The sequence below is a fragment of the Deinococcus marmoris DSM 12784 genome, from assembly GCF_000701405.1.
Taxonomy (GTDB): Bacteria; Deinococcota; Deinococci; order Deinococcales; family Deinococcaceae; genus Deinococcus; species Deinococcus marmoris.
In genome coordinates this window covers 1-15247 of the sequence record NZ_JNIV01000098.1, presented here as the reverse complement: position 1 = coordinate 15247, position 15247 = coordinate 1, and the positions used below count along the sequence as shown (strand labels likewise).

Here is a 15247-nt window from a genome sequence, read left to right as displayed (position 1 = left end):
TTGGTTCCAGATTTGGAAACGAAGCTGGCATCCATGAGCAGAACGAACCCTGAACCGAGTGCGCCCAGCCGCACGAGGAGTTCCGGTACGCTCCATTGGAGCGTATTCCACGGGAGGGCCTTTTGAAACCATCGGCGGAAGGTACGTTCGTGGAGTCCGCTGTAACGGCTGAGATTCAGGGCATTGATTCGGCCAGGAATGGCCTGCCACACCGGCATCAGGTGGAGGAAAAAACGCTGTTGGGCAGCGGGGAGATTGAGCAGGGTGAGCAGCACAGGTAAAATAGTCATTGGGTCTCCTTGGGTGTGGGCTTGAGAACCTCACCCTACCGGAGACCCGTTTTTTGGGCCACCCCTACTTTCCGTCAAAACTGTCCAAACCATTGAAAGAGCAGCATGGTCAGCGCTGGGAAACAGGCATGACAACGGCCTTCACCGTTGGGTCAGACGCACAGCGGCACCCTGTCAATGTCCGCTTTCATTCCAAACTCTTTGAGACCCAGCGCCGTAGACTGGGCACATGTCGCTCCGCGCAGAATTCAACGTCGCCAGCAGGCCCGCATGAAAAAAGCGCCGTGGGGCTGGGGCCTGCTGGCCGGCATGGTGCTGGTTGTGGTGGTGGTCAGCCTGACCCTGCCCCGTGGCAACGGCAACGACATCACCCTGACCGATTTTGCCGCCAGCGTGCGCGGCGGTCAGGTGCAGAGCGCCAACATCACCTACCAGAACGGCACCGCGCTGGTCAGCGGCCAGCTCAGGGACGGTCAGCCCTTCCGAACCCGCACCCTGGCCAACGATCCATTGATCAACCTGACCCGCTTGCAGGGCCAGGGGGTCACGGTGGCCTACACCCCCCCTTCCCGCCTGAGCGTGTTCGGCGTGCTGAGCGTGCTGCTGACCCTGGCCCTGATCGTGGGTCTGGTGATCTTGCTGATGCGCAGCCGCCAGAATACGGGCACCGACGCCGCCGGGGCGTTTGGCAAATCCAAGGCCGCCGTGATTGCCGAGGGTCAGATCAAGACCAACTTCACCGATGTCGCCGGCTGCGACGAGGCCAAGCAGGATTTGCAGGAAGTCGTGGACTTCCTCCGCCAGCCCGAGAAATACCACCAGCTCGGCGCTCGTATCCCGCACGGCGTTCTTCTGGTGGGTCCTCCCGGTTCCGGGAAAACCCTCTTAGCTAAAGCAGTGGCTGGAGAAGCCAAAGTCCCGTACTTCTCCATCTCCGGCTCGGACTTCGTGGAAATGTTCGTGGGGGTGGGTGCGGCCCGCGTCCGTGACCTGTTCGAGCAGGCCCGCAAGAGTGCGCCGTGCATCGTCTTTATCGACGAGATCGACGCCGTGGGCCGCAAACGTGGTGTGAGCATGCAGGGCGGCAACGACGAGCGCGAACAGACCCTCAATCAACTGCTGGTGGAAATGGACGGCTTCGGCAGTGGGCAGGAAGTGATCATTCTGGCCGCCACCAACCGCCCGGATGTGCTGGACGCAGCGCTGCTGCGTCCGGGACGCTTTGACCGACAGGTGGTGGTGGACGCCCCGGACGTGCGCGGACGCGAACACATCCTCAAGATTCATGCCCGCAAGAAGCCGCTGGACGTCAGTGTGGACCTGAGCGTCATCGCGCGGCGCACGGCGGGGATGGTGGGCGCGGACCTCGAAAACCTGTTGAACGAGGCGGCGTTACTGGCCGCCAGAGAGGGCCGGAACCGGATCACCGCCAGAGATGTGGATGAAGCCCGAGACCGGGTCTTGATGGGACCGGAGCGGCGCAGCATGGTGGTGCGGGAAGCGGATAAGAAGGTGACGGCGTACCACGAAGTCGGGCACGCGCTGGCCGCACAACTGTTACCGCACGCCGACAAGGCGCACAAGCTAACAATAGTGCCGCGTGGACGCAGCCTGGGATCGGCGCTATATACCCCGGAAGACCGCATGCACTACACCACGGGCGCGCTGCTGGACCGCATCTGTGTGGCGCTGGCCGGACACGCCGCCGAGCAGGTGGCCACCGGACAGGTCACCACGGGCGCGGCCAACGACTTCCAGCAGGCCACGGGCATTGCCCGCCGGATGGTCACCGAATGGGGCATGAGCGAGGTAGGCCAACTTGCACTGGCGCAGGAAAGCAGCGCCTACCTGGGCTACGGCCCGCAGCAGGGCGTTTACAGCGATCACACCGCCCAGCAGATCGACCACGAGCTGAGCCGGATTCTGAACGGTCAATTTGACCGGGCCGTGACCCTGCTGACCGAACACGTTCATGTGCTGCACCGCCTGACCGACGAGCTGATCGCCCGCGAGAGCCTCAGCGGCGAGGACGTGCAGGCCGTGCTGGCGGGAGGCACCTTGCCGCCGCTGGAGTTGCCGGGGTCGGTGGTGCCCGCCAGTGACGATCCGGCGGCAGCGGGCGGACTGAAACCGGGCACCGCCTGAGCTGACAGCTTGTGCAGAACGACGACGCCCCACTTCTGACAGTGGGGCGTTTTGCTGCCGACGCTGAAGGTCTCGGCAGGCCGTCCCGATCCTCACTCCCAGTCCCACTCGCGCCAGTCGCTGGCCTTTGCCTTGCCTTTCTTGCGTGCGGGAGCGTCAGCCTCGGGTGGGGGCTGGTGAGGCGAGGGATACCACGCGTATGTGGCGGCCAGCGCCTCATCCAATCGTTCGCGCAACAACTCGCCCAGGCGGGCGTCCTCTTTTACGGTCAGTTTCTCGATCTCGCGCTGCAAACGGCCCAGCGCGGCTTCCAGACCTTCCATGTACGGCTCACGGGCCTTCTTGACCGCGCCTTTTCTTAGTGGCTCCGGGTGGATGGCGGGCGTGTACGACTGCGCCGCCGCCTGTAACAGCGCCTCCCGTCTGGCCTCACGGACGGCGCGGTTGCGTTCGGCGCGTTCGCGGGCGTCGGCAGCGCGGGCCTGGGCGGCCAGAAAGGTGTCGTCGCGCTCTACCTCATGCACGCGGGCCTCGGCGTACAGCTTGACGGGGGGCAGGCGGCGGCGGCCCATCCTGAGGCCGTTGGGGCGGGTCTGATCATGCTCGCCCAGATAGCGCCCGATCAGCGTGGGCGTCCAGCCCCGGTCCTTGAGATCCTGGGTCGCCAGGAAGCCGGGAGGATTCAGCGGCGGCTTGTCCTTGCGGCTCATGGACTCTGCGCGGCTCATGAGCTCTGCGGCGACTCCTGCAAACTGGTCCACTCTCGCCGCAGCAGGTCCAGGCGCACGCTGTCGTGCCGCACGCCGTCCACCATTCGGGCCTCGCGGATACGGGCCGCTTCCTGAAAGCCCAGCTTACGGGCGGCGTGGATCATGCGTTCGTTGCCGCCCCAGGTGGTGAAAGTCAGGACGTGGGCGTCGGTCTCGTCGAAGGTGGCCGTGACCCACAGCCGCAGCGCCAGCGTGCCGGTGCCGTGCCCCCAGTGCGCCGGGTCGTAGATCAGGATGCCCAGGTCCCACCAGCCGCCCCCCGCCGGTTCCTCCTGGCTGCGGTTGACCATGCCCACGCACTCGCCGTCCACGTCAATCACGCGCTCATCCGAGCGGGTGGGGGTGCGTTCCAGCCGCTCCACATAGGCTTGCAGTGTGGCGGTGGTGGACGCCGCGTGGAAATACGGCGCGTCCCATTTGCGCCATTCGGCCAGCGGATCGGCCAGCCAGCGCCGCAGCACCGGCAGGTCACGCGGCCTGCGTCCCCGCAGGGTCACGGTCTGAACGGGGGGAAGGGAGGTCATGGGGCCATCCTCTCAGACTGGGCGGGGATGGGGTGAGAGGAGGGACTCAGTCTGGGGGGAGAATGTTTCTATTCACCACCCAACACCCTCCACAGTGGCGGCAGCAGCAGCACCAGACCCACCACCAGCGCCCCGGCAGAGGCGATCAGCACGGCTCCGGCGGCGGCATCCTTGGCAACTTTTGCCAGCGGGTGCAGTTCGGGACTGGCCAGATCCACCACGGCTTCCAGCGCGGTATTGACCAGCTCCAGCGCCAGCACCAGCGCGCACGCCAGGGCGATAGGAGCCAGGGGAACGCGGAGGAATGCGGCTGCGATCAGCACCAGAACACCCGCCCAGACCTCGATGCGGAAATTGGCCTGCGAGCGGTAGGCGTGCCGGATTCCCGCCCAGGCAAAGCCCGCCGAACGCCACCAGCGGCGGGGGTTCAGGGCCGAGCCGTCCGAGCGCATGACTAGATGCCAGCAGGCAGGGCGGACTCGGCAGCCTTCCAGGCCGCGTGAAACACGTCCCATTCCAAACCAGTCGCGCCTTCCTCGTAGCCCAGGCCGTCCGCGTGGGGGTGATCATGACCGACCAGATGGGTCAGGCCGTGGCTGGCCAGCAACGTGACCTCGCGGGTCAGGCTGTGGCCGCGCGCCTGTGCCTGCCGCCCCGCCGTGTCCAGACTGATGATGATGTCACCCAGATGCGGCGGCATAAAGGGATCGCCCGGCTCCCAGGTGGGAAAGCTGAGGACATCAGTGGCAGCGTCCTCGCCCCAGTGTTCATGTTTGAGCTGCCGGATGGTCCGGTCCCCCACCAGCACAAGGGTCACCTCGCGGTCCTGCACGCCAAAATGCGTCATGGCCGCGCCCAGGCCCACGCGCAGGGCGGGGCGCAGGCCGGGGGGCGGGGTCTTGCGGGCCAGAAGGTCGATCATTGGGGCACAGCGTAATACAAGAAGTGTCAGAAAGAGAGGGCTGACGCGACTTACACGCGCCAGCCCTCCTGATCCAGCCCTCCTCCCTCCTGATTACGAGACTTCAGCCCTGCGGCTGCGGATCGCCCTCGGCTTCGGGAATGCTGGCGAATTCGCCCCGACGGGCAGAGCGTTTGTCGTCCTCGGCGTTCTCGGCCTGCTCGTAGGCCCGGATGATCTTGCCCACCAGCGGGTGACGCACCACGTCCACATCGGTAAATTCGTGCCACGCGATGCCCTCGATCTGGCTCAGCACGCGCTTGGCCACCGCCAACCCGCTGGTGATGTGGCGCGGCAGATCGATCTGGGTCACGTCCCCGGTGATGACCACGCGGCTGGAAAAGCCCATGCGGGTCAGGAACATCTTCATCTGCTCGCCCGTGGTGTTCTGCGCCTCGTCCAGGATGATGAAGGCGTCGTTGAGGGTGCGACCCCGCATGAATGCCAGCGGCGCAATCTCGATCACCCCGCTGGTCAGGTACGCCTCGAACTTGTCCTGATCGAGCATGTCCTGCAACGCGTCGTACAGCGGGCGCAGGTACGGGTCGATCTTGGCCTGGAGGTCACCGGGAAGGAAACCCAGCTTTTCCCCGGCCTCCACCGCTGGACGCGTCAGGATGATGCGCTTGACTGTCTTGGTTTTCAGCGCCTGAATCGCCATCGCCACGGCCATGTACGTTTTGCCCGTCCCGGCGGGGCCGACGCCAAAGGTGATGTCGCTGGCGGCGATGCGCTCCAGATAAAGTTTCTGCCCTGGCGTCTTGGGCTTGAGACCGCGTGGCAGGCTCAGGCCCGGCATCTGGGTCTCGGCGGCCAGGCTGCGGCCCTCGCCGCTCATGCGGGCGCTTCTCAGCAGGCTTTCGGGGGTCAGTTCACCGCCGCCGCGCACCACATCCAGCGCGTCGCGGACCATGCGCTCGGCCCCCTGGACCTCGGCTTCGGTGCCGGTAATGGTTACGGTCTCGCCGCGCGCCACCAGTTTGGCGCGGGTCAGCTCGCGCATGCGGCGCAGATTGGCGTCCCCCGTGCCCAGCAGGCCCAGGGCCTCACGCTGGTCTTTGAGGGCAATGACAGCGCTGGCGGCGGGAGAGACGGTATCGGTCTGGCTCTGGTCCTGCTGTTGCAGGTCTTGCTGTTGCGGGTCAGTCACTCGGCTCCTGTGGTGGGATCAACGCAGTCCGGCGTGGCGTCCACGCGCGGCGCAGCCTGCCCCAGAAACAACTCTGGCGGCGGGAAAAGAGGAAGGGTCATTCGGATGCCCCCATTGTCGGCAGTGTGCCGGAAGTGTGGCGTGGTCTGCGGCACATTCCGCCCGCAGCGAACCTGAACGCAGCTTTGGGACTGGACTCTGACTCATTACCGAACTGTAGTGACCGCCTGCACAGCAAAATCGCCCCGCCCGCCCGCATTGCCTGCTCAAAGTTGACAGGGACGTGAGGAAACCCCCAACCCGCCCTGTACGCCGCGCAAGAGTTCCGTCACGGCACGCGGCTACACTGGGAAACGTGAACGTGCCGGACCGTGACCACGCCCCCCAACACGCCTATCTGTTCGCTGACCCGGCGGCCCACTCGCTGTCACCGCAGATGCACCGCGCCGCCTTCGCGCACGCCGGGATTGACGGTGATTATGAGGCGCGTCGCGTCCTGGCCGCCGATCTGCCGGAAGCGGTCGCTGGATTGCGGGCCTCCGGCATCCTGGGGGCCAACCTCAGCCTGCCGCACAAGGAAAGCGTGCTGGCGCTGCTGGATGACCTGACCCCGGCAGCGCGGGCCATCGGGGCGGTCAATACCATTATTGACAAGGGCGGCAAACTGCGGGGTGACAACACCGACGCGCCCGGCTTTCTGGCGGCCCTGGCCGATGCGGACGCGCCGAAAGGTGGCCTGAGCGTGGTGCTGGGCGCGGGCGGCGCAGCGCGGGCGGCGGTCTACGCGCTGAAACAGGCAGGCCATGAAGTCCTGATCGTCAACCGCACCCACGCCCGCGCGCAGGCGCTGGCCGCCGAACTGGGCGGGCGGGCGGCTTGGCCCGAAACTGCGCCGTGGTCCGCCGTGACCCTGCTGGTCAATGCCAGCAGCGCCGGGCTGGACGCGCCGGAGGACTCTCCCCTGTCCGTCTTTCCGCCGCTGGCCCCGTCGGCCCTGGTGTACGACATGGTCTACCGCCCCACCGAGACCCGGCTGCTGCGCGACGCCCGCGCGGCAGGTCTGCGCGCCGAGAACGGCCTAGGCATGCTGGCGCATCAGGCGCGGCTGGCCTTTGCCGCGTGGACCGGGGTGGACGTGCCAGTTTCGGTGTTCCTGGAAGCATTGGGGCTGGAGGCGCTGAGTCCTGAAGCTGGAGACGCAGCGCAGGCTGGAGAAACAGCGCCGTGACCGTGCCTGCCGCTCCAGCACCGGGAGTTGGCCGCGCCTCGCGGCGTGCGCCGCTGCTAGTGCTGGGGCTGATCCTGCTGCTGTCGCTGACCGCCGCGCTCGTGATTTCAGGCTTCGTGCAGGCGCAGCAGCGGGACCGCTTCGAGCGCGAAACGCTGGCCTACACGCTGGCCCTCAAAGACCGCATGAGCGACTATGACCGCCTGCTGCGAACCGCGCGGGCAGGCTGGCAGGTGCATCCCGATCTGCTCGACGAGAGCGAATTCGTGCGCTTCGTGGACGGCATCGACCTGACGCGGCGCTATCCCGGCGTGCAGGCGCTGGCCTTCGGGGTCTGGGTGCCCGACGGCAATACCGACGCCCTGACCGCGCGGCTTCGGCGCACCGTGCAGCCTGATTACACCATTCGCCCGGATTCCACCGTGCGTTCAGGTTCCACAGTGCGTGGGGGCGAATCGGCGCGGGCCATCCGCGTGCCGGTCTCGGTGATCGCCCCGGCCAACGCCGAGAATCTGGGGGCGCTGGGCTTCGATCTGTACAGCGAACCGGTGCGCCGCGCCGCCCTGAACGGGGCCAGGGAACGCGCAGAACTCCAGGCCAGCGCGCGCACCGAACTGGTGCAAAAAGATGAGGCGGGGCAACCCCTGCCCGGTTTCCTGCTGGCGCTGCCCGTGTGGCGGACCGCCCAGGTGGGGCCGCCAGAGGGCTTTCTGGTTCTGGCAGTGCGCGCCGATGGGTTCCTGGGTGGACTGGGGCCACCCGGACTGGAAGACCGCCTCTCGGTCAGCGTCCGGCTGGACGATCAGCCGCTGACAGGGGCCGTTCGGCCCGATTACTTTCAGGACAGCACCACACTCATGCTGGCCGGTCAGCCGTGGACCCTGACCTACGCCGCCCCGCGCAGTTTCGGCCAGGACGCCGCCGCTGGCGTGCCGGTGCTGGTGATGCTGGCGGGCCTGCTGGTGGCCGGGCTGGCCTACCTGCTGGTGGGTTCACAGGTGCTGGCCCGCAGCCGCGCCGAGACCCTGAACGTCTCGCTGGGCCGGGCGCGGGCGCAGCAGGAACAGGCCCGCGCCGAGTTCGAGGCAATCTTCCAGTCCATGCAGGACGCCGCCGCCTTTACTGATCCGCAGGGGCAGATCCGGCTGGTCAACCGCGCCCTGGAACGGCAGTTCGGTCATTCGGCCTCTGCCCTGATCGGCCAGCCGCTCTCGGCGCTGCATCTGGACACACGGCTGAACGAACGCCAGACCTTTCAGGCCCTGACCACGCCGTACCGCCGCGCCGACGGCAGCGTGTTTTCGGGCGAGGCCCAGCGTAGCGCCGTGCAGGACGCGGGCGGCGAACGCCTGGGCCTGCTGGAAGTGGTGCGCGACGTCAGCGAGCGCGTGAGCGCCGAACAGGCCATCGTGCGCGGCGAGCGGCGCTACCGGGGCGTGCTGGACGCCATTCCACACATCTTGCAGGTCAGCGACAGCGCGGGCCGGGTCACCTACAGCAACACCCAGCACCGCGACCTGCTGGGCGGGGGCGACCTGAGCGCCCGCATGACGCCCGAGGGCCGCGCCGCCTTCGAGCAACTGTGGCGGGAAGTTCGCGAGCGCGGCGAGGTGGGCCAGTACGCCGCCAGCGCCGAGGTTCAGCTTCAGGTGGGCGGCGATCAGGAAGGCAACAGTCAGGTGGGCAGCGGGCTGACGACGAACGCTGGCAGCCGCCGCTGGTTCACACTGCGCCTGTCTCCCATCCGCATCGGCGACGGCCCGGGCATCCGTGCTGGGGAAGGCCAGAATGTGGCAGGTCACGGGAGCGCAGGCCAGGGGAGCGCAGACCAGGGCACCACAGGCCAGCCGGAACTGGTCCAGACCCAGGAATGGATCACCTCGGCCACCGACATCCATGACCGCCTGACCGCCGAGCGCCGGGCGCAGCGCGGTGAGGAACGCTACCGCAGCGTGCTGGAGGGCCTGCCACAGATCGTCTGGCAGGCCGATCCCCGGGGCGAGTCGCTGGCCTTCAACCGGCGCTGGGAGGAGTACGTGGGGTCAGAGCGGGCGTCCGGCGGCTTCCTGGGCCTGCTGCACCCCGAGGACCGCGCCGACTACCAGCGCGGCTGGGCAGCGGCCATCCGCAGCGGGCGGCCCTTCGAGGCCGAACACCGATTGCTGTCGGCGGAGGGGCGCTACCGCAACTTCGTGACGCGCGGTCTGCCCGTGCTGGACCATACAGGCATGGTGCTGGAGTGGGTGGGCACCAGCACCGACGTGGACGACTCGGTCTATGAGGAAAATGCCGCCCGCCTGCTGGCCGATGTGGCCGGAGACCTGGCCACCCGCCGCCCCGAGATTAAACCCACCCCCACCCGCCCCCACGTCATGGCCCCGCTGCTGATGCCACCCTACCTGACGGCCCCCAGCCGCCCGGCGGTGTACCGCGCCGCGCTGGGCCGCGTGACGGCGCGTTTCGCGGAGGGTGCGGCGCTGTGGTCTATTCGGGATGGGTCTACTCGGGACGGGTCAGCCCAGCAGCAGGCCCCCCAGACCACGCTGCCCGAACTGCTGGCCTCGTCCTCGCTGCATCCGGCGTGGCAGACCGGGCACATGCGCGCCTTTCTGGACGGCCTGCTGGAACAGGTGACCCGCAACGAGGACCCGCTGTTCATTCCGTCGCATCCGCTGCTGCACGGAGTCAATGCCACCGGGGCGCTGCTATATCCGCTGCTGGGTGCGGGCGGGCGACTGTGCGGCGTGCTGGGGCTGTTCTACCGCCAGGAACTGACCGGGCGCGACCACGATCTGGCCCAGGAGATCAGCGGACGCTTTGCCGCCGCGCTGGACAACGACGCGCTTCAGGAACGGGTCGCCGGGGCGCAGCGCGAGTTGCAGGCCCTCAACCTGTCCCTGGAAGACCGCGTGCAGCGCCGCACCGAGGAACTGGAACACGCCAATCAGGAGCTGGAAGCCTTCAGCTACAGCGTTTCACACGATCTGCGCACACCGCTGCGGCACATCGTGGGCTTTGGCGACCTGCTGGGCAAGGAACTGCTGAACCAGCAGACCCGCAGCGAACAGGAGGGCGCGGCAGGTGGCGGCGGCCTGAGCGCCAAGGGGCAGCGTTACCTGAGCATCATCACCGATTCGGCGGGGCGCATGAGCCAGCTCATTGACGACCTGCTGGAGTTCTCGCGCATGGGCCGCCAGGAACTGCGCCGCGAACGGGTGGACTTATTGACCCTGCTGAAGACCGGCTGGGAGCAACTGGAACCGGACCGCGAGGGCCGCCACATCACCTTCACGCTGCCTGACACGCTCCCTGCTGTGCCCGGCGACGCGGGGCTGCTGGGGCTGGTGGTCACCAACCTGCTGAGCAACGCCATCAAGTACACCCGCACCCGTGACCACGCCACCGTGGACGTGAGCGCGCAGGTGGACGCGGGGGCAGGCCGTGGTGGGGCCATCACGTTAACGGTTCGTGACAACGGTGTGGGCTTTAATCCCGAATACCTGGATAAACTGTTCGGCGTGTTTCAACGTCTGCACCGCACCGATGAATTCGAGGGCATCGGCATCGGCCTCGCCAATGTCCGGCGGATCGTGACCCGCCACGGGGGCCGGGTGGGGGCCGACGCCTGCCAGGGCGCGTGGGCCGAATTCTGGATCACCCTGCCGCTGGAGGCCGGTGCGTGGGCCGACTCACCCGCTGCCGGAGCCGCCAGCCAGACCGCCAGCCAGACCAACGTGGAGCGCGCATGACCGACATGGAAATCAGATCGGCGGCGCTGGACATGGCCGCCCACCCCGCTGCCCGTCCCACCACCCAGAGCATCTACCGCTTCCCCGGCCCCGGCGAGGCGCTGAACGTGCTGCATCTGGAAGACAGCGAACTGGACCACGAACTGGTGGTCATGCATCTGGACGGCGAGTTGCCGTGGCAGTTGCAGGTGCGCCGGGTGGAGGACGAGGCCGGATTCCTGGACGCCCTGGAGCGTGATCCGCCCCACCTGATCCTCAGCGACTACGCGCTGCCCAGCTACGACGGCCTCAGCGCCTACCGCGCCGCCAGCGCCCGGTTGCCGGAGGTGCCGTTCATCATCGTGACCGGCGCGCTGGGCGAGGAAGTCGCCGTGGACACGTTGCGTCAGGGCGTCACCGATTACATCCTCAAGCAGCGCCTGGACCGACTGGCCCCCACCATCCGCCGCGCCGTGGCCGAGGTGGAGGCCCGCGCCAGCCGGGAGCGCGCCGAGCGGGAGGTGCTGAGCCTCAACAGCAGTCTCCAGGCCCGCCTGACCGAGGTGGAGCGGCTGCGGAACACTGCCGAGCGCCAGAGCCAGCGCCTGGAAATTCAGGCCAAGCAGCTTGAGGAAGCGCTGAACATGCAGAAAACTTTCCTGGCCGAGACCAGCCACGAACTGCGGACGCCGCTGACCGCCCTGCACGGCTACCTGCGCCGCGCCGAACGCGAGGCGGGCGGCTCCCAGACGCTACTGGACGCCCAGCGCGTGGCCGAGAACATGACCCGGCTGGTCAACGATCTGCTGCAACTCTCGCGCGGGGAACTGGTGCAGGGGATAGAAATGCACTTCATGAATCTGGGCAGGGTCATCTCGCAGGTGGGGCGCGATTACGGCGTCAGGGCCACGCCCGAGAACATCGAGATCGTGGGCGATCCGGTGCGGCTGAGTCAGGTCTTTATGAATCTGGTGACCAACGCCATCCGCGTGAGCGGCTCACCCGAGCTGGTGCATCTGGAAAGCAGCCTGCGCCCCGGCGAGGTGGAGGTGCGCGTGGTGGACCGGGGTCCCGGCGTGCCCGACGCGATCAAGCCGCGCATCTTCGACAAGTTTTTCAGGGGCAAGGAAGCGGGTTCGGCGGGTCTGGGCCTGACCATTGCCCAGCAGGTGGTGACCTCGCACGGCGGCACGCTGGATGTGACCGACACCCCCGGCGGCGGGGCCACCTTCCGCGTGCGCCTGCCGCTGCCCGACGAGGAAGACGAGTAGGGTGAGTTAGCGCTCGTTGGATTGCCCCCTCACCCTGCCGCCGCTACGCTCCTGCCTCTCCCACAGATGGAGAGGCAAAAGGCAGGTCAGGCCAGCTTTAATCCAGCTCCGCCCCCGCTTGGTAAGCCTCCAGGGGCCAACTCCGCCCGCCGCCCTGACGCACCCACTGGATTTCGCCGTTCTCTGCGCGCTGGAAGTGATATGGCTCGCCCACCGAGCCGAAGCCGCCTTCGGGTTCCGGGCACAGGGTATTGGCATCCTGCACGGTCAGCTCTACCGCACTGGCGGACGGATCGCCCAGCGGGGTCAGGGCCACCAGCCGCCCGCCCAGATTCACGATGTCGAACAGGCCCCAGGCGTTGGCGAAGCGTCCGGTGAAGGAGTCCAGATTGTGCGCGGTGTCTGCCGTCTTCCCGGCGTTCTTATGCGCCAGATCAATGAGACGGATCAGGTTGCCCGCCCATTCGGTGGCCGGGCCGCCCAGCGTGTTGGTCAGCACTGAAATGGACAGTCCGGTTTTGGGGTCCAGCCACGACTGCGTGATGTGGCCGGGAAAGCCGCCAGAGTGGCCCACCAGTCCGCGCCCGCCGATCTCGTCCAGAATCAGGCCCAGGCCGTAGCCGCGCCGGGTGGGCTTGGTGATTTCCGATTCGCGGCGCGCCATCAGGCGTTTGGAGGCGTCGGAGAGCAGGCCATCACGGCCCAGGGTGTGCCGCGCCCAGTAGGCGGTCAGGGCCTCGGCGGTGCCGTAGAAGCCAGTGGCCGCCGCCAGCGCGCGGGTGTCGGAGGACGGCAGCGTGCGGCGGGCATCGTTGCCGAACAGGCGTGCGCCGTGGCCGGTGGCCAGTTCGGCCTCGCGTTCCGGGGGCAGTTCTGCGCCCAGGTCCGTCAGCTCCAGCGGGCCGGTGATGTGGGTCTGAATGTAGTCGCCGTAGCCCTCGCCCCCCGCCGCCTCCACGATCAGGCCCAGGAGGCCGTAACCGATGTTGGAATATTTGAAGTGCTGGTTCTGCGGAAACACGGCCTCGGCGCGGGCAAAGTCCAGCAGGGTCTGCCGATCCGGGAAGGCGTGCCGTTGCTGCCAGTAATCGCTGTCGGCCCCGTCGCGGTTGATGCCAGACTGGTGGCCCAGCAGCGCCCGCACGGTCATGTCGGCGGCGGGGGAACCCCCCAGCTCCGGCAGCCAGTGGCCCGCCGTATCGTCCAGGCGCAGTTTTCCGGCCTCGACGAGTTGAAAGACGGCGGTGGCCGTGAAGGTCTTGGAATGCGAGGCGATGGGGGCAGGTGCCGGGTGGTCAGCGCCTCGCCCGTGTCCTCGTTGGCTTTGCCCAGCGCGAACGACGCCGCCAGTTCGTCGCCCACGCGCACGGCCACCTGCACGCCGGGAATGCGCTGGTAATCGCGCCCGTATTCCAGCCAGCGTTCCAGGTAGGGGGCGATGTGCCGGACGGTCTCCAGAAGGCTCATGCCCCAGACTCTAGAGCGTGGGAGTGGTGGGGGTTGCCGGTGCCGGGGCGTTAAGCTGGCCCATGAACCCGGATGATTTTGAGAGGCAGGATGGTGGGGCGATTTTTGACGCTCTGGCCGCGATTGAAGGCCCGATTGACCGGGAGCAGCCTACGGGAGAACAGGAGCGGGAGCCGTTCTTGGACAATCCAGTACCCGTCACGCTGAATGCGGAGCCGACGAAAGTGCTGACGCAGGCCGAGCGGGAAGCCTTAATTCGCTCCGTCATGGGAAGTCTGGCGCGGGATGACGGGCGGGACGTGACGCAGGAGCTGCTGGACGAGCGGCGCGCGGAGGCGGAAAGCAAAGGTTGGTAAACGGGTATATACGGTATATACTCAAATCTGAGGTGACCATATGACCCGTTCCAAGACATTCAAGAGTGGCAACAGTCAGGCCGTCCGCATTCCGCAGGAGTTCCAACTGCCTTATGGAGAAGTTGAAATTACGCGGCAGGGCCGTGATCTGATCATCACGCCTATCAAGAAACAGGATGGTAAGGCCATTTTCGCGGCACTGACCGCCTTCGAGGGTCACTTCGAGCGCGAACAGCCCGAAGATCAGGAACGGGAGCCTATTCTGTGACCCGTCCGGCCCTGTATCTGTTGGACACCAATACCTGCATCTACACCATGAACCGCAGACCAGAGCTTGTGGGCGTGCGGGTAGAAGAGGCCACCGAGGCTGGACATGAAATCGGGATTTCGAGCATCACGCTTCATGAACTGTGGTTCGGGATTTACCGCAGTGACCGTATTCCAGCAAACACGCGGACTCTCCAAGAACTCATCGCCACGCTGAACGTCTACACGTTCGATGACGTGGCGGCAAACATGGCCGCAGGACTCCGCGCCGACTTGAAAAAAACTGGCCGTCCTATTGGCCCATACGACGGCCTGATCGCAGGCCACACCCTGAGCCTGAACGCCGTGCTGGTCACCAACAACACGGGCGAGTTCAGCCGCGTGGCAGGCTTGAAATACGAGGACTGGACAAAATAGTCTGATGCCGCCTGCCTGGGAAGCGCCGAAGCCCACGGCCTGAGCATCCTGACGGCAGAGAAGAACTGGGCGAAGCTGCCCGGTTTGAGGGCGGGTGTGGAATTGATTCGGTGAGGTAGCTCCAGCTAGCACAGTGTGGGGAATGGCCGTGACTATTCATCTATTGCCAGAACGCACAAATGCCGTTATTATATAGACAAAATATGCCACAAGAATTTGACGAAAGATGGGGTATAAAATTCAGCGAAACTACTAAGACTAGAGAGCTGGCAATGCGAATTTCTATAACTCTAAGTCAAAACGGAATTATGTTTTATTGGGACGATGTCGCATTCAGACGCGAATTATCAATTGCTCACGGTGAGCGCATACAATTGCCTAATAGACTGACCTTACGCGGCAGAGTTTTGAAAATTCTCGGATTGCTGCCTCAGCCTTTGTAATTCCTCGTATGAAGTTTTAAGAGCGGCGATATACATCTTTGTTCGCATCGCAAAGTGATTTTCCTTGCGGATGATTTTCAATTTTTCCAGCTTGATATGTCCGTAGAATGAACAGAGAATGTGTTTGATCTGACATGCAGGTGTACTGGCAGGCGACTTCCCAAGAGAGGCATTTTGCTTGAGTGATTTGTGAAATTCTTCTACGGGCCATCGTTTCTGATAGATCGCAA

At 65.9% G+C, this 15247-nt stretch carries 13 protein-coding genes and 2 pseudogenes; 7 read left to right on the top strand and 8 right to left on the bottom strand.

What is annotated here, in order from left to right:
* Positions 1-290 (bottom strand): annotated as a pseudogene (locus Q319_RS0118590) (hypothetical protein); the annotation flags it as partial.
* 270 nt (positions 291-560) lie between these two features.
* On the opposite strand from Q319_RS0118590, the gene ftsH reads away from it, so the two are divergent.
* Positions 561-2435: an ATP-dependent zinc metalloprotease FtsH gene (gene ftsH / locus Q319_RS0118585; protein WP_029483948.1), complete on the top strand. Its 1875-nt coding sequence runs from the start codon at positions 561-563 to the stop codon at positions 2433-2435.
* Positions 2436-2527: 92 nt separating this feature from the next.
* Here the strand turns inward: ftsH and Q319_RS0118580 are convergent, their stop codons facing one another.
* From Q319_RS0118580 to Q319_RS0118560, 5 genes are all read right to left on the bottom strand, one after another.
* The gene (locus tag Q319_RS0118580) at positions 2528-3163 is read right to left on the bottom strand and encodes a hypothetical protein (protein ID WP_029483947.1); all 636 of its coding nucleotides are present in this window, start codon (positions 3161-3163) and stop codon (positions 2528-2530) included.
* On the bottom strand, positions 3160-3729 hold the full coding sequence (locus Q319_RS0118575) for a GNAT family N-acetyltransferase (protein WP_029483946.1): 570 nt from the start codon (positions 3727-3729) through the stop codon (positions 3160-3162). The genes Q319_RS0118580 and Q319_RS0118575 overlap by 4 nt, the downstream gene beginning before the upstream one ends.
* Before the next feature lie 68 nt (positions 3730-3797).
* The gene (locus Q319_RS0118570; RefSeq protein WP_029483945.1) at positions 3798-4181 is read right to left on the bottom strand and encodes a diacylglycerol kinase family protein; all 384 of its coding nucleotides are present in this window, start codon (positions 4179-4181) and stop codon (positions 3798-3800) included.
* A gap of 2 nt (positions 4182-4183) precedes the next feature.
* A complete protein-coding gene (gene ybeY / locus Q319_RS0118565) occupies positions 4184-4651 on the bottom strand; it encodes an rRNA maturation RNase YbeY (protein ID WP_029483944.1) in 468 nt (155 codons plus the stop codon).
* A gap of 103 nt (positions 4652-4754) precedes the next feature.
* Entirely contained in the window at positions 4755-5840 is a 1086-nt protein-coding gene (locus tag Q319_RS0118560) for a PhoH family protein (RefSeq protein WP_156039451.1), read from the bottom strand.
* Positions 5841-6195: 355 nt separating this feature from the next.
* Between Q319_RS0118560 and aroE the strand changes: the two genes are divergently transcribed.
* The 3 genes from aroE to Q319_RS0118545 are packed head-to-tail and all read left to right on the top strand — an operon-like array spanning position 6196 to position 12067.
* Positions 6196-7068, top strand: coding sequence for a shikimate dehydrogenase (gene aroE, locus Q319_RS0118555; protein ID WP_051655544.1), 873 nt, complete (start codon positions 6196-6198; stop codon positions 7066-7068).
* Positions 7065-10817: a CHASE domain-containing protein gene (locus Q319_RS0118550; RefSeq protein ID WP_156039450.1), complete on the top strand. Its 3753-nt coding sequence runs from the start codon at positions 7065-7067 to the stop codon at positions 10815-10817. The genes aroE and Q319_RS0118550 overlap by 4 nt, the downstream gene beginning before the upstream one ends.
* Complete coding sequence (locus Q319_RS0118545; protein WP_081846155.1) at positions 10814-12067, top strand: hybrid sensor histidine kinase/response regulator; 1254 nt, start codon at positions 10814-10816, stop codon at positions 12065-12067. Before Q319_RS0118550 ends, Q319_RS0118545 begins: the two co-directional genes overlap by 4 nt.
* A gap of 97 nt (positions 12068-12164) precedes the next feature.
* On the opposite strand, the gene Q319_RS24800 is transcribed toward Q319_RS0118545, so the two are convergent.
* Positions 12165-13478, bottom strand: coding sequence for a serine hydrolase domain-containing protein (locus Q319_RS24800; RefSeq protein WP_081846154.1), 1314 nt, complete (start codon positions 13476-13478; stop codon positions 12165-12167).
* A gap of 118 nt (positions 13479-13596) precedes the next feature.
* On the opposite strand from Q319_RS24800, the gene Q319_RS0118535 reads away from it, so the two are divergent.
* Genes Q319_RS0118535 through Q319_RS0118525 form a run of 3 tightly spaced genes read left to right on the top strand, consistent with a single transcriptional unit; the run spans position 13597 to position 14574 of the window.
* A complete protein-coding gene (locus Q319_RS0118535) occupies positions 13597-13890 on the top strand; it encodes a hypothetical protein (RefSeq protein ID WP_156039449.1) in 294 nt (97 codons plus the stop codon).
* A gap of 40 nt (positions 13891-13930) precedes the next feature.
* A complete protein-coding gene (locus tag Q319_RS0118530) occupies positions 13931-14158 on the top strand; it encodes an antitoxin (protein ID WP_029483938.1) in 228 nt (75 codons plus the stop codon).
* On the top strand, positions 14155-14574 hold the full coding sequence (locus tag Q319_RS0118525) for a type II toxin-antitoxin system VapC family toxin (protein WP_211252390.1): 420 nt from the start codon (positions 14155-14157) through the stop codon (positions 14572-14574). The genes Q319_RS0118530 and Q319_RS0118525 overlap by 4 nt, the downstream gene beginning before the upstream one ends.
* Before the next feature lie 392 nt (positions 14575-14966).
* On the opposite strand, the pseudogene Q319_RS28375 reads toward Q319_RS0118525, so the two are convergent.
* Positions 14967-15247: pseudogene (locus tag Q319_RS28375) on the bottom strand (hypothetical protein); the annotation flags it as partial.